The organism is Paenibacillus sp. FSL R7-0179, from assembly GCF_038002265.1.
GTDB lineage: Bacteria > Bacillota > Bacilli > Paenibacillales > Paenibacillaceae > Paenibacillus_AQ.
Genome location: NZ_JBBOCC010000001.1, coordinates 1,413,080 through 1,427,177 on the forward strand (window position 1 = coordinate 1,413,080; position 14,098 = coordinate 1,427,177).

Consider the following 14,098-nt stretch of genomic DNA (forward strand, 5'->3'; position numbering starts at 1 on the left):
CGAGGAGCTGGAGAGACGGGTAGGTGCAGGACGACCCAGCCAGGTGCAGGACTACCCGGACACAACAAAAAAAGGACCCTTCCAAGCTTATAGCTTGTGGAAGAGTCCTTTTTGTATGAATTGAATGGCGCGTGCAGGCTGTGCCTTGACATGCTGTGGTGCGGTGGAAAGGGCCGCGTAATCGGCGCGTTCAATCTCTTCAAGAATCCGGTTCAGGTGGGAGAATACCGCACCGAGATCACGGAAGGCCGCCAGCGGGCACTGATCCTGCAGCTGCGAGAACCAGGCGAGCTGCACATCGCGGGCTCTTCTCAGACTCTCCTGAAGTGAACGTCCGCTGCATTCGGCATCCGATAGCGTCCGTGTGCCGTACAGGGCGATACAGTCTGCCGTTGCGGTTACAACCTCCAGCATCCAATCAGCGGCGGCATAATGGGCCGGCAGCAGGGCGATCTCTTCGCTTATGGCTTTGACATAGGAGTGAACCTTGATGAGATGGGTGGTCGACTGTGTCAGCTTGCCAATGTCCTTGCGGCACTGGTAATGAGACAGCGTGTAATGCATCTCCTTCTGCAGCCGGTCGCTCTTCTTCAGCAGCTCGCCGGAGCGCTCAAGAGCAGCCTGGGCCTGTGCAGCATCACGGCCGCTTGCAGCGAATCCGGTTAAAGCATCGGATAAGGTCAGGCTGCCCTTCAGCGCCAGGTCCTTGACCTTGACGAAGCTCTTGGGCGGCACGATAATCATATTGATGATCAGGGCAATCAGCACGCCGATCAGCGTCTCGGCGACTCTCCAGACGATATACCCCTCATGATAGAAGGTGAGTGCAAGCACCGAGGTGACACCGACCTGGGAGACGGCCTGGATATTAATCCGGCAGGCGGTAGCCACCCCAATGCCAATCAGCAGCATCAGCAGAATCGACAGCGCGCCCACATCGAAGAACTTGCCTACGATCAGGCTGACGATGCCGCCAAGGACCACACCGGTCATGCGGTAGACGCCTTTTTCAAGGGAGGCCTTGACACTGCTCTGGGTAATCAGAATCGCCGCCAGCGGTGCGAAGTACAGGTAATGGTCCCCGTAGATAATGTGCACGGCCAGCCACGAGAGCGAAGCGGCGAGCGTAATCCGTATCATATATAAGGATAATCCGAACTTTTCAAGGCGCTCCTGTAAGCCCTCGTTCATGGTTGTCATCTTCTTTCATGTAAATAGGAAAAATTTTATGGTTTTCATCCGTTTTCATTATAGCACCTCAAAACAGGCCGGAGGCGGGCAAGATTTTACGAACTTGTTAAGTTTTTGTGCGTGATTTCACAATGTAAGCTATCGCATATATTGCAGGATTCCTTTATGCTATATATATTGAAGTCTGTCGAACGAGGGCAGGAATTGTCGCTTATCCGTGCTGGGCATGCCGCTGCCGGATTGTCTCCCGCAAGAAGCGGGTAAAATAGGTTGTACTACATAAGTAAGGGAGGTTGTTAGCTATAGCTACCCCGGAAGGCACTATTATTTCTTTTGACCAGGTGATTAAGCAATACGACGACGAAGAGGCTGTACTCAAAGGCGTGAGCTTCGAAATTGAACGCGGTAAATTCTACACGCTGCTGGGCCCTTCGGGCTGCGGAAAAACGACCATTCTGCGTCTAATCGCCGGCTTCGCGGAGCCGACTGAAGGTTCGATCTATCTGAACGGCAAAAAAATCAACCACATTCCCGCCAATGAGCGGCAGGTCAATACGGTATTTCAGGACTATGCGCTGTTTCCGCATCTGAACGTATTCGAGAATGTGGCGTTTGGACTGCGCATCAAGAAGCTGAAGAAGGATGTGATTCAGCAAAAGGTGCAGGAAGCGCTGCGCTTCGTCAACCTGGTCGGCTATGATCAGCGGGCCATTAATGAAATGTCCGGCGGGCAGAGACAGCGTGTCGCCATTGCGCGCGCCATTGTCAACGAGCCGCAGGTACTGCTGCTGGATGAGCCTCTGTCTGCGCTTGATCTGAAGCTGCGCACCGAGATGCAGTATATTCTGCGGGAGATGCAGCAGCGGCTGGGCATCACCTTCATCTTCGTCACCCATGACCAGGAAGAAGCGCTGGCGATGTCCGACTGGATCTTCGTCATGAACGGCGGCAAAATTGAGCAGAGCGGCACGCCTAATGATATCTACGATGAACCGATTAACCGGTTCGTGGCCGATTTCATCGGAGAGTCGAACATCGTGCCGGGTGTGATGATTGAGGACTATGTCGTGGAATTTAACGGCCACCGGTTCGAGTGTGTCGATGCCGGTCTGCGGCCAAATGAAGCGGTGGAGGTTGTGATCCGCCCTGAGGATCTGGAGATTGCCACCCTGGAAGCGGGCAAGCTGAAGGTGCGGGTGGATTCCCAGCTGTTCCGCGGGGTTCACTACGAGATCAGCTGCTATGACGGATCGGGCCATGAATGGCTCGTGCATTCCACCCGTAAGGCGGAGGTTGGCTCCGAGATCGGGCTGTATTTTGACCCGGAAGCAATCCATGTTATGCGTTTCGGTGAAACGGAGGAAGAGTTCGACAAGCGGCTGGAGGCTTACGCCGAGGTGGAGAGCCATGATGACTAAGGGCAAGTCGTATTATCTCATCCCGTACTATCTGTGGATCGCGCTGTTTGTCATTGCGCCGGTGCTGCTGGTGGTCTATTATTCCCTGTTCGATCTGGAGGGGAAGCTGACGCTGAATAACTACGTCAATTTCTTCAAACCGGTCTATATGAGAATGATGCTGAATTCGTTCTGGTACGCTTTTCTGATCACGGTGTTCTCGCTCCTGGTGGCCTATCCGGCCGCTTATCTGCTGACGCGCACCAAGCACAAGCAGCTGTGGCTGCTGCTGATTATTCTGCCGACCTGGATCAACCTGCTGCTCAAGACGTATGCTTTCATCGGGATCTTCGGCACCTTCGGCCCGGTCAATAACTTCTTTGATTTGGTGGGTCTGGGCGAGCAGCAGATTCTGTTCACGGGCTTCAGCTTTGTGTTTGTGTCGGTCTACATTTTCATTCCATTCATGATTCTGCCGATCTTCAGTGCTCTGGATGAGATGAATCTGTCACTGGTGGATGCCGCGCGCGATCTGGGTGCATCGGGATGGACGACGTTCCGGCGGGTGGTTTTTCCGCTGACGATCTCGGGTGTACGCTCCGGCTGTATGGCGGTGTTCATTCCGGCGCTGTCACTGTTCATGATTACGCGTCTGATTGCCGGGAACCGGGTGATTACGCTCGGCACCGCGATTGAGCAGCATTTCCTGGTCACACAGGACTGGGGGATGGGCTCGACCGTTGCGGTGTTCCTGATCGCGATTATGGCGCTGTTCATGATTCTGACCGGCGGCTCGCGGAAGGGGGGGCGCGGATGAAGAACAAACGCAGGGTTAAGAACCAGAACGGCATCGCCAATATCTATCTGGTGCTGGTCTTCCTGGTGCTGTACGCGCCGATCTTCTATCTGATGTACTACTCGTTCAACAGCGGCGGCACCATGCACAAGTTCGAAGGCTTCACGCTGGATTATTACCGTGAAGTGGTTGCGGATACCCGGCTGATGATTATTGTGATTAACACATTGGTCATTGCCCTCCTGTCATCGGCTATTGCGACCATCATAGCGGTGATCGGTGCGCTGGCGATTCACCATGTCCGCAGCCGCCGGGCGAAGAACACGCTGCTCTCGCTGAACAATGTGCTGATTGTCAGCCCGGATGTCATTATCGGAGCCTCCTTCCTGATCCTGTTCACGATTGTGGGGATCAAGCTGGGCTTCACCTCCGTGCTGCTCTCACATGTGGCGTTCAGTATTCCGATTGCGGTCATTATGATCCTGCCGCATTTGCAGGAGATGAGCCCGACCCTGACGGATGCCGCCCGCGACCTCGGGGCTACGCGCCGGGATGTGCTCACGAAGGTCATTCTGCCGATTATCAAGCCGGGAATCTTCAGCGGGTTCTTCATGGCCCTGACCTATTCCCTGGATGATTTCGCGGTCACCTTCTTCGTCACGGGCAACGGCTATTCCACCCTGTCGGTGGAGATCTATTCCCGCGCCCGGCAAGGGGTCTCGTTGTCGATTAACGCGCTGTCGACACTGATTTTCCTCTTCACGATTCTGCTGGTCATCGGTTATTACTACCTGAACCAGCGTAAGAGCCGCCCGCCGGTACAGATTGCCGAGCCGGTAGCAGAAGCGGGGGTGCCTAGATGAAGCAGCTAGTCAATACGTTCCTGGCGATTCTGATCGTCGCCTTCGGGCTGATGTTCCTGGCCTCCCGGCTGAACTCAGCCCAGGGTTACTCGGGCGGCAATACGCTGACGATCTATAACTGGGGCGACTATGTGGACCCCGATCTGCTGAAGCAGTTCCAGGAGGAGACCGGAATTACGGTCATCTACCAGACATTTGATTCCAATGAAGCGATGCTGACCAAGGTCGAGCAGGGCGGCACGATCTTCGATGTCGTCATCCCGTCTGACTATGCGATCGCCAAGATGCGGGAAGAGAATCTGCTGCTGCCGCTGGATCACAGCAAGCTGCCGAATCTGACTAACATCGATTCCAAGTTCATGAATCTGTCCTTCGATCCGGGTAACAAGTATTCGGTCCCTTATTTCTGGGGGACGGTGGGGATCATCTTTAACCCCGATATGACGAAGGGGATTGATTTCAGCAGCTGGGATTCCCTGTGGGACAAGCGGCTGAAGAATAACATCTTCCTCGTGGACGGAGCCCGTGAGGTCATGGGTATGGCGCTGAACAGCCTGCACTACTCCGTCAACGACACGAAGGAGGAGCATTTGCAGGAGGCGCTCGCCAAGCTGAACAAGCTGTCCCCGAATGTGAAGGCCATTGTAGGTGACGAGGTCAAAATGCTGCTCGCCAACGAAGAAGCGGCGGTCGGCATCGTCTGGTCCGGCGACGCTTCGGAGATCATGGATGACAACGACAAGCTGGACTTCGTCGTGCCGGAGGAAGGCTCGAACAAATGGTTCGACAATATGGTCATTCCGCGCACCGCAGGCAATGTCGAGGGCGCGCATAAGTTCATCAACTTCATGCTGCGGCCGGAAGTCGCCGCACAGAATGCGGAATACGTCGGCTATTCCACGCCGAACGTTCCCGGCCTGAAGCTGCTGCCGGAGGACATCTCCGGCGATGAGCGCTTCTATCCGCCCGCCGAGATCACCGACCGGCTGGAGGTCTACGACAACCTCGGCAAGCGGATGCTTGCCCATTATAATGAGCTGTTCCTGATGTTTAAGATGAATAAGAAGTAGCCGGCGTAAGCGCCGGAAGAGTACAGAAGCCCCCTGCATGCGCGTATTGCGTAGGCGGGGGGCTTTTGCTTGCCAGGGGGTAAGGTGGAAGTAGGTGGCGGGAGTTGCATAGGGGATAAGAGCGGGACTATAACGGCGTGGAGGAATGGGGACTAACTAGGATTGAAGGAGTGGGGTACTGGCGGCTGATGGTTTGGTAGAGGATAAGAACGGGTGTTGCCGATGTTTGTGGAGTAATCTATGTTGGTGGAATCGGGTGATAATGCTGCGGAAACGGGTAACAGATGGATTTTGTCCACCTACTGATGAGTATTAAGGGGTTGTGGGGGAGAGAGTTGGAAAAACAGCACTTATATTTCCCCGGATCGCCCCATAGCGGCAAAACCAGGAGCAGCAGTTGCTGTTTTTCCACTTGTTGTTGGGTATTGCTTGGGAATAGCGAAATTAAGATGCACTTTTCCAATTATTTGCCGAAGGCTAATTGAAATATTCCAGCACTCCGTGGTTCAGCTCATACCGGGCGATGCGTTGCTGCTGGTTGGTGGCAACCGGGAGAAGCCAGCCTTTGTCAGAGAGACTTCGTAACGTCCGGACGGCGGTTCTGTAATCGATGGAGAAATGCTGCTTCACATCCTGCGGGCGGATCGGCCGGGCCAGATGAAGGGTTAACCGGATCACTTCTTGCTCCAATAGCCGTATACGTGATACCGGGGCTTCGGCAGGCTGATATTTGCCCAGAACCATCCGCAGCAACGTCATGCAGAGCTCGGGCCGCTGTTCAACATCATCGTATGCGAAGGAAATCACATGATAACCCATGGCATAGAGGAAGGTTTCGCGGTTCAGTTCGCCGCAGTATTTGTTGCGGTCCATATCGCGGACATGCGAAGCATAGCCTTTGATTTCGATCAGCAGCTTCACGTACCCCGGTAACCAGGCGAAGTCGGCAAAATAAGATCTCCCCCGCCAATCCATGACCTCATACTCCGGGTGAAGTCCGGTAAAATGTCCCCGCAAAGGCCACCATACATTCTTCAGGAACAGTACCTCGGCATGCCGATGCCCCCTTTCCAAGCGTGCTCTTCGTTCCCCCTCAGGTCTGCTAGTCAAGTGTCCGCTGATAAACTGTTCATGTGCTTCTTCAAAAGTCATGCTCCTCATCCTCTCCGGAAAATAGAAAACGCCCCGGCTTCCCCACAAAGGGCAACCGGGACGTTCTTCGTCTCGCTGATGTTAAGTATAAAGTAAATGCTGGGAGGAAGCTAGAACGCTGTTGCTTTTAAATTTCGTGCTGTTCTAATTAAAAGTTTGTATTTCTCCATTTCTTCTTCTCCTGCTGTATACCTGTATTGTTCAAATAGATCCACACAAGTAATGGCTATACTCTCGTTGTTGATTTTAGCGGAGGATTCCAGGTTTCGCAGTACATTCGTAAACTTCTCATAATACTTATTGTGGAGGTAATAGGCTGCTAATTCAGCAAGAAAGCGGGTATGCTTGTCTGCCATAACTTGCTGGTTATATTCTCCAAATACCGATTTATAAGTTCGGTATGGGATGTGCTCAGAGAAGCGTTCCAGAATATCATCCACATTCCAATCATACCGGTTCGCTGACTTAACAATATGGTACATAGCTGTAAATATCTCGTCTGGCTGCTTAGAGATATACTCCACATAATCAGATAATACCTCTAGCTGTCCATCAAGCAGACGATATAGGAAGATATTTGCCTTCCCCCACTCCCTGAACTGTGCTAATGTCCGAGCTGCTTCATCATCCTTCTCTTGTATCCAGCTACCATCCATATAGTGAGGGACATGCTCAATCGCAGATTTGTAATCCCCATATTCCATATAAATGCTCGAGATTAAAAGCCGAGCATTTAGAATATATAAATACAGCGGACTTGAAGGCAATCTTTCATTGTCCGGTTTACGTTTTGACCGGAGCTGGAGATTGTAACGGAGGGTGGCCAATTGGAGCATTTTCTCAGCAAGCTCGTTGACCTTGGACCACTTTTGCAGAGAGTAGTAGACATCCAGCAGGTCTTTCAATCCGTCCAGCTGATCCGCCTCATTCAGCCGGTCGATGAAGCACTCGAACAGGATGGCTACCCGCAGATTACTGCTCTGGTCATCACCGAGGCCAATCCGGAACAAGCGGTATTGGCATACGGCCAGCCGTTCGGAATTCTGATATTTCTCACTGGTACTCACATTCTCATACAATAATGCTGCTGCGTGCCACAATCCCTGCTCGAACAGTCCTTCTGCAACCTCGAATAGCATAGGGGCATAGACCAGATTCTCCAGCAGGTTCAGAACGACCTGTTCAACACAATCGAGACGGCCGAGTGCCGCTGAACGCACAAGAAATGGCCGCAAACGCCGCCAGGTAGGAGCCGAATGGTGAAAGCATTCGTCCACATATAAGCTATAGAAGTAGTCCTCCGGCAGGCCCATGCCCCGGGTAATGCGCTCCAGATGATCCATGGCAATCGGCTGCCGGTCTTTAATGACACGGCTGAGCGTGCCGGAATTAATTCCTGAAGAGATGGCAAACTGATTAATGGACAGGCCCTGATTGGACAAATATTTGGTTACCTGATCGCGAATCGTGGTTGTGGACTTCATACAAACACCACCTGACCTAATCCCAGTAAATAGATTTTTAATTCATTGGTGTAATAATATGTGATAATATTCCAATGGTCAATAGAGCGGATTAGTAGATACGGTGAACAAAGGAAAGGGGAGATTGGAATCATATCTCTGGTTAAGCTTACCGTGACACATTGAAACGCCCCGGTTCCCTTGCGGGAATAACCGGGGCCGTTTTTGATTCAGCTTGTACTATCAGACAAGAGCTCGGGTGCTAACTGGTATGGTCACTTCACAGCGGTCCGCATCCGGTAGCTAATCGGCACCTGTAAGGTCCGGCCCTGAAAGAATGCTTCTACCTCTGCCGAGAATTCGGCAATATCCTGCTCAAGTGAGAACGGGCTAAGCTTCAGGAGGGACTGGACACCGCCCTGGCTGAGGGCCAGCCCGATGTAGCGCTGTGCATCGCAAGATTCTGTATTGTGAAAAACAATCTCGCGCGCGTACGTAAACCATCCGCTGGCTTTGATCCGGCCCAGATGTCCTTCCTTGTCCCATTTGCTGGCCTGATCTGCACCGGTCTGAAGCTCCGCAAGCAGGGTGTCTGAAGCGGCAATCATCCGGTTGTACCGGGCTTCAATGGAAGGCTGCAGCACCAGGGGCCAATCGCAGTCATAAGCTGCGAAGACTCCGCCTGGCCGCAGACAACGGGCGATCTCCTTAAGGGTGCTGTCCGGGTCCATCCAGTGGAACGACTGCGAGCAGGTGATGATGTCCACACTCTCCGTATCGAAAGGAAGCTGGTTCGAGTAACCTGGGATAAAGGACAGGTTATCCGCTTCACTGCCGAGAAGACGCAGCTTCTCCTGTGCCTTGCTGAGCATATCGGGATTAGGCTCTACACCGGTTACCGCATCAGCGGCATCCTTCCATAGGAAGGTGGACAGGCCGGTGCCGCAGCCAATATCTGCAACCTGGCTAGGACGGCGGCCCAGATAACTGGTCAGCAGTTCAATAATCATCGGCGGGGCTTCCGGCCGGTAACGGTCGTAGTCATTTTGGTACCCTAGAAAACGGTCGATATTAGCCTTGCTGTTGCCTGAAGGAATCATAGGAACGGCCTCCTCGCTATAGGTAGCAAAGTGTAGGATAAGTTAGTCATGGCTGCTGTTCAAAAGGAACGGAGGGCCATGAAGCTCCCCCTGTTAACGCAAAAGCTCCGGATCAACCGCAGGCACAAGCCCTTCGGCAGCCGCCCGGGTCAATAGTGCAGAGATGGCTGCATAGCCATCCTCACCCAGATTCATCGTGAATCCGTTGACATAGAGGTCAATATGGGACTTGGCGACTTCCGGCGACAGCTCCTGGGCATGGCTCAGCACATACTCCTGGCAGTCCAGAGGGTGATCCCAGGCATACTGGAGCGAGCTGCGAATCCAGCCGCTGATGGCCTCATGGTCCAGATCACGGCGGGCAATAATCGCACCAAGCGGAATGGGCAGGCCGGTATCGCTCTCCCACCAGCTGCCGAGGTCAGTCAGCAGATTGAGATTGTAGGAGGGGTAAGTGAAGCGGGCTTCGTGGATGACGAGTCCTGCATCGATCTCTCCCTTCTGCACGGCAGGCATGATCTCATCAAAAGGCATAACGATGATCTCGGCCGGACCGTCCTGCACCTGCTGCGCTACCCAAAGCCGGAACAGCAGGTATGCCGTAGAGCGTTCGCTCGGTACAGCAATTCTGCGGCCGGACAGCTCGCGCGGATGCTTGATAGCACCTGTGCCTTTGCGGGTCAGCACCAGCGGGCCGCAGCCCCGTCCCAGTGCACCGCCGCAAGGGAGCAGCTTGTACTTGTCCAGCACCCAGGGGAGTGCGGCGTAGGAGATTTTGAGTACCTCAGGCCCGGTGCCGTCTGCGGCAAGCCCGTTCGTAATATCGATATCGGCAAAAGTCACATTGAGCCGGGGAGCGTCAGGCACAAGGCCATGCGCCCAGGCATGAAAGACAAAGGTATCGTTCGGACAAGGGGAATAAGCAATATGAAGCTCTTGAGTCATTACAGCACCTCCCGTAAAATAGCCGCCGCCGCTGCCAGAGCGTCCAGCGCTTCATTGATCTTCCACGCGGCCCGGTCGCGCGGGCCGACCGGGTTCGAGATCGCGCGCACCTCCAGCGCCGCGATCCCCAGCGCCTGGGCGGCCACGGCGACCCCGTGGCCTTCCATCGCCTCCGCCGCCGCCTCCGGATGGCGCGCGGCCAGAGCCGCGGCCGTCCCGGCGGTGCCGGTCGCGGTGGACACGGTAAGCACGGTGCCCGTGCTTACCGTAAGGCCGGCCGCTGCCAGCGCGGCCGCAAGGGCCTGCACCGCAGCGCCCGGTGCAGGCACGGACACGCTGCCGAAGCCCAGCTCGGCAGCGCTGCGGAAGCCCTCCGGCGTCTCTGCGCCGAGGGCCGCGTCCCGCATCTCGCTGGCTACGACCAGCGAGCCTACGGGCGCGCGTCCCGCGAAGCCGCCGCCGATCCCGGCGCTGACGGCGCAGCCGTACGAGCCGGCTGCCAGGGCGGCGGCGGTGCCCGCCGCTGCCGCAGCGGTGCCGGCACCCGCTGCGATAACGTCGAAGCGGCGGCTTCCGGCCAGGCCGCGCAGGACCGCATCGCGCTCAGCCGCGACGGCGGTCACGATCAGCACGCGCGGCGCGGCGGCTTCCTCCGCCGCAGCACTGCGCGCGGCGGTCCCGGATTGATGATGATCCTTCGATTCCATAATCAGCCTCCTTCTATAGATATTATTTATATTCCTCAGTTCATACTCACCTTTTGAAAGTCTACGCCGTTTTGAAGGGCAGGTCAAATATGCGGGGGCGGGAGATAGATGGATTTTGTCCACTTGCTGATGAGTGAATAAACCCTGCTAAAACAGCAGATGGATAAAAGGCACTTCATTAAGGGTGATTCATCCAAAGCGGCGGTATTCAGCTCTATTAGATGTAGATTTTCCACTTGCTTCCTTACAATTTAAGGAAACAGAAAAATTAAGATACGGCTTTCCACTTGTTTGTTGCGGGAGTTAGAGGAGGTGATTGTTGCGCAGGTTGTGGGGAGTATTTGCGGCAGCGCGAAGGTAGAGTATTTGCGGAAGCATGAAGGTAGAGTATTTGTTGCAAAGGCCAGGGCGGGTGGAATGATAATTAATTCACCTAATACACTTGACAGACTGCTCCCGATACCGTATATTTATCTTAACTTAAAGATAATTAACTTAAAGACAAACACAGCCGGACAGGAGGTGCACCTAATGAGCAGCAAGAATAAGACAGCAGGAACAGAAGCAGATACTGCTCAGGAACAAGAGCAGGCAGCATCGCTGAAGCTGTTCGTCGTTCTGTCGAAGGCATATAAGAGCCTGATGGATCAGGCGGTGAAGGATATGAAGAGTCACGGGCTGGCCTCGGCGGAGTTCATGGTGCTGGAGGTGCTGTATCATAGAAACCGGATTCCGCTTCAGCAGATTGGCGAGAAGATTCTGGTCACCAGCGGCAGCATCACCTACAATATCGACAAGCTGGAGAAGCGGGGACTGCTGAAGCGCGTTCCTTGCGAGGATGACCGCCGGGTTACGTATGCCGAGATTACAGAGTCGGGGCGTGAGCTGTTCGATCATATTTTTCCGCAGCATGTCGATTCTATTCATAGCCTGATGGGCGGATTGGACAGCGAAGAGAAGGCTCAGGCTACACGGCTGCTGAAGAAGCTGGGCAAGGGCGTATAGAGGTGAGTACGTCGCAGCTCAGCGGCGGTAAGGTTGTCTGCGTGCTAGTACACTGTACTACTGGAGAGAATAGTCGAGCAGCAATTTTTTTAGCCAATATCTTAACGTTAAGATAATTAAAAACAAGAGAATGGAGAGTGTTTAAAATGGTTAGTGTAGGTTTATTGTTGATGAGATTGGTGATTGGTGTAGCGTTCATCGGGCATGGTGCACAGAAGCTGTTCGGCTGGTTCGGCGGATATGGGCCTAAGGGAACAGGCGGCTGGATGGAGTCGATTGGTATTAAGCCGGGCGTGCGTATGGCGGTGCTGGCAGGTCTGATGGAGCTGGTCGGTGGCCTGCTGTTCACTCTTGGGCTGCTGACTCCGGTGGCTGCGGTACTGATTGCGGCAACGATGCTCGGTGCCATTGTGAAGGTTCATGCTCCTAACGGATTCTGGTCCACGGCGAACGGGATTGAGTTTCCATTGACGGTGCTGGTGGTCGCTGTAGGTATAGCGCTGACAGGCGCGGGTTCGATTTCACTGGACGCCCTGTTCTTCAACTAATACGTACGTCAAGACGGCGCCATTCTGAAAAGTATACAACCTTAGCACTTTCTTTCTATAAAAATTAGCTTTACACCATATACCAGGAGGGTTCACTTATGACTATGCATACTGCTGGGATTCACCATGTTACCGCTTTTGTAGGAGACGCACAGCGTAATGCTGATTTCTATGCCGGAATTCTGGGCCTGCGGCTCGTCAAAAAAACAATCAATTTCGACGCCCCTGAGGTCTATCACCTCTACTTCGGCAATGAGCAGGGTGCACCGGGTACAATCATCACCTTCTTCCCATGGGCTCATGGCCGTAAAGGCAGAATCGGCGGCGGTCAGGTCGGTGTGACCACTTATGCTGTACCGGCCGGCTCTTTCGGATTCTGGGAGCAGCGGCTGGCCGCTTACCAGATCCCTGTGACTAAGGTTACCCGGATTGGCGAGTCGTATCTCTCCTTCGCGGATTTTGACGGACTGCGGATTGAGCTGGTGGAGCGGGAAGAGGGTGCGCTGAGCACCTGGTCGTTCGGCGGCGTTCCGGTAGAACATGCGGTAAAAGGCTTCGGAGGAGCTGTTCTCTACAGCAAAGCTCCGGACCGGACCGCTGATACACTCTCCCGCACACTGGGAATGGAGCGTATCGCTGAAGGGGACGGCTATATCCGGTACAGAGCGGCTGGAGACATCGGCAATATTATTGATCTGAAGGCGACTCCGGTTCCTCAGGGGGGCGGCGGTACAGGTACGGTTCACCATATTGCGTGGCGGGCGGCAGATGACAGTGAGCAGCTGGAGTGGGGCCGCCGGGTTCAGAGCCACGGCTACCAGCCGACCCCGGTGCAGGACCGCCAGTACTTCAATGCCATCTACTTCCGGGAAGAAGGCGGAATTCTGTTCGAGATTGCAACCGATCCTCCGGGCTTCGCCCGTGATGAAGCACCTGAGGCGCTGGGGCAGAAGCTGATGCTTCCGGCGTGGTTTGAGCCGCAGCGTGCGGCAATTGAAGACAATTTAAGCCCGTTTGAAATCCGTGAACTGGAGGTGAAGAAGGTATGATTCATGTATTTGAGCAAGGCTCGGATGTAACACAGCCAACGCTGGTTCTATTCCATGGCACAGGCGGCAATGAGCGTGATCTGCTGCCGCTGGCCGGGCTGCTGGCTCCTGGAGCATCTGTGCTGGGTATCCGCGGCAACGTGCTGGAGAATGGCATGCCCCGCTTTTTCCGGAGGCTGGCGGAGGGGATTTTCGATGAGGAGGATCTGATCTTCCGCACCCGTGAGGTGAAGCAGTTCCTGGAGGAAGCGGCTGCAAAATATGGCTTCGATGCCGGTAATCTGGTCGCTGTCGGCTACTCCAACGGTGCGAACATCGCGGGCAGCCTACTCTTCCATTACGGGCCCCTCTTCCGGGCAGCAGTGCTGCTGCACCCCATGGTTCCGCTGCGCGGCCTGGCGATTCCTTCGCTGCAGGGTGTTCCGGTCTTTATCGGGGCCGGGACCAATGATCCGATTATCCGCTCCGAGGAGACCCGGGAGCTGGAGGCTCTGCTCAGCGGAGCCGGAGCAGAGGTTACCTCACACTGGGGCAATCAGGGGCACCGCCTGAGCGCCGCTGAGGCGGAGGCGGCCAGAGACTGGCTGGCCGCTCTGGCGGATTCAGTGAAATAACAATAGCTCCACCCGGAATAACCGCCTGCGGGCCTGCCGATCAGAGAGCATTGGCGGCTGCCGCAGGCGGTTGTTTGTTGTATGGTGAAGATTGGGTGGGGGGTGCGTGGACTAAACGTATGCGGAAAACCAAACACATTGGGTAGTTGCGGAGGGCAAGCGGGTACGTGGCTCAAATTCGGCGTTAATTGGGGTGTG

14 protein-coding genes are annotated in these 14,098 nt (G+C 54.7%); 8 read left to right on the forward strand and 6 right to left on the reverse strand.

Going from position 1 to position 14,098, the window contains the following annotated elements:
- Positions 1-87: 87 nt before the first annotated feature.
- Complete coding sequence (locus tag MKX63_RS06275) at positions 88-1,200, reverse strand: FUSC family protein (RefSeq protein ID WP_341015977.1); 1,113 nt, start codon at positions 1,198-1,200, stop codon at positions 88-90.
- Between the two features lie 284 nt (positions 1,201-1,484).
- On the opposite strand from MKX63_RS06275, the gene MKX63_RS06280 reads away from it, so the two are divergent.
- Genes MKX63_RS06280 through MKX63_RS06295 form a run of 4 tightly spaced genes read left to right on the forward strand, consistent with a single transcriptional unit; the run spans position 1,485 to position 5,317 of the window.
- Positions 1,485-2,609, forward strand: coding sequence for an ABC transporter ATP-binding protein (locus MKX63_RS06280; protein ID WP_341015978.1), 1,125 nt, complete (start codon positions 1,485-1,487; stop codon positions 2,607-2,609).
- A complete protein-coding gene (locus MKX63_RS06285; protein ID WP_341015979.1) occupies positions 2,599-3,405 on the forward strand; it encodes an ABC transporter permease in 807 nt (268 codons plus the stop codon). Before MKX63_RS06280 ends, MKX63_RS06285 begins: the two co-directional genes overlap by 11 nt.
- Positions 3,402-4,247 carry an ABC transporter permease gene (locus MKX63_RS06290; RefSeq protein ID WP_341015980.1) on the forward strand — a complete coding sequence of 282 codons (846 nt, stop codon included), beginning with the start codon at positions 3,402-3,404 and terminating at the stop codon, positions 4,245-4,247. The genes MKX63_RS06285 and MKX63_RS06290 overlap by 4 nt, the downstream gene beginning before the upstream one ends.
- On the forward strand, positions 4,244-5,317 hold the full coding sequence (locus MKX63_RS06295; protein ID WP_341015981.1) for an ABC transporter substrate-binding protein: 1,074 nt from the start codon (positions 4,244-4,246) through the stop codon (positions 5,315-5,317). Before MKX63_RS06290 ends, MKX63_RS06295 begins: the two co-directional genes overlap by 4 nt.
- Before the next feature lie 477 nt (positions 5,318-5,794).
- Here the strand turns inward: MKX63_RS06295 and MKX63_RS06300 are convergent, their stop codons facing one another.
- The 5 genes from MKX63_RS06300 to MKX63_RS06320 form a co-directional block, all read right to left on the reverse strand.
- Positions 5,795-6,469, reverse strand: coding sequence for a hypothetical protein (locus tag MKX63_RS06300; RefSeq protein WP_341015982.1), 675 nt, complete (start codon positions 6,467-6,469; stop codon positions 5,795-5,797).
- 110 nt (positions 6,470-6,579) lie between these two features.
- The gene (locus MKX63_RS06305; RefSeq protein ID WP_341015984.1) at positions 6,580-7,953 is read right to left on the reverse strand and encodes a helix-turn-helix domain-containing protein; all 1,374 of its coding nucleotides are present in this window, start codon (positions 7,951-7,953) and stop codon (positions 6,580-6,582) included.
- Positions 7,954-8,207: 254 nt separating this feature from the next.
- Positions 8,208-9,032 carry a class I SAM-dependent methyltransferase gene (locus MKX63_RS06310; protein WP_341015985.1) on the reverse strand — a complete coding sequence of 275 codons (825 nt, stop codon included), beginning with the start codon at positions 9,030-9,032 and terminating at the stop codon, positions 8,208-8,210.
- A 93-nt stretch (positions 9,033-9,125) separates the two neighbouring features.
- Entirely contained in the window at positions 9,126-9,977 is an 852-nt protein-coding gene (locus MKX63_RS06315; protein WP_341015986.1) for a 1,4-dihydroxy-6-naphthoate synthase, read from the reverse strand.
- On the reverse strand, positions 9,977-10,684 hold the full coding sequence (locus tag MKX63_RS06320; protein ID WP_341015987.1) for a futalosine hydrolase: 708 nt from the start codon (positions 10,682-10,684) through the stop codon (positions 9,977-9,979). The genes MKX63_RS06315 and MKX63_RS06320 overlap by 1 nt, the downstream gene beginning before the upstream one ends.
- Before the next feature lie 531 nt (positions 10,685-11,215).
- Here MKX63_RS06320 and MKX63_RS06325 point away from each other — a divergent pair.
- From MKX63_RS06325 to MKX63_RS06340, 4 genes are all read left to right on the forward strand, one after another.
- Positions 11,216-11,689 (forward strand): MarR family winged helix-turn-helix transcriptional regulator, encoded by a 474-nt coding sequence (locus MKX63_RS06325; protein WP_341015988.1) that lies wholly within the window; start codon positions 11,216-11,218, stop codon positions 11,687-11,689.
- 146 nt (positions 11,690-11,835) lie between these two features.
- On the forward strand, positions 11,836-12,237 hold the full coding sequence (locus MKX63_RS06330) for a DoxX family protein (protein ID WP_341015989.1): 402 nt from the start codon (positions 11,836-11,838) through the stop codon (positions 12,235-12,237).
- A 98-nt stretch (positions 12,238-12,335) separates the two neighbouring features.
- Complete coding sequence (locus MKX63_RS06335) at positions 12,336-13,286, forward strand: ring-cleaving dioxygenase (RefSeq protein WP_341015990.1); 951 nt, start codon at positions 12,336-12,338, stop codon at positions 13,284-13,286.
- Positions 13,283-13,900, forward strand: coding sequence for an alpha/beta hydrolase (locus tag MKX63_RS06340; protein ID WP_341015991.1), 618 nt, complete (start codon positions 13,283-13,285; stop codon positions 13,898-13,900). The genes MKX63_RS06335 and MKX63_RS06340 overlap by 4 nt, the downstream gene beginning before the upstream one ends.
- Positions 13,901-14,098: the final 198 nt, after the last annotated feature.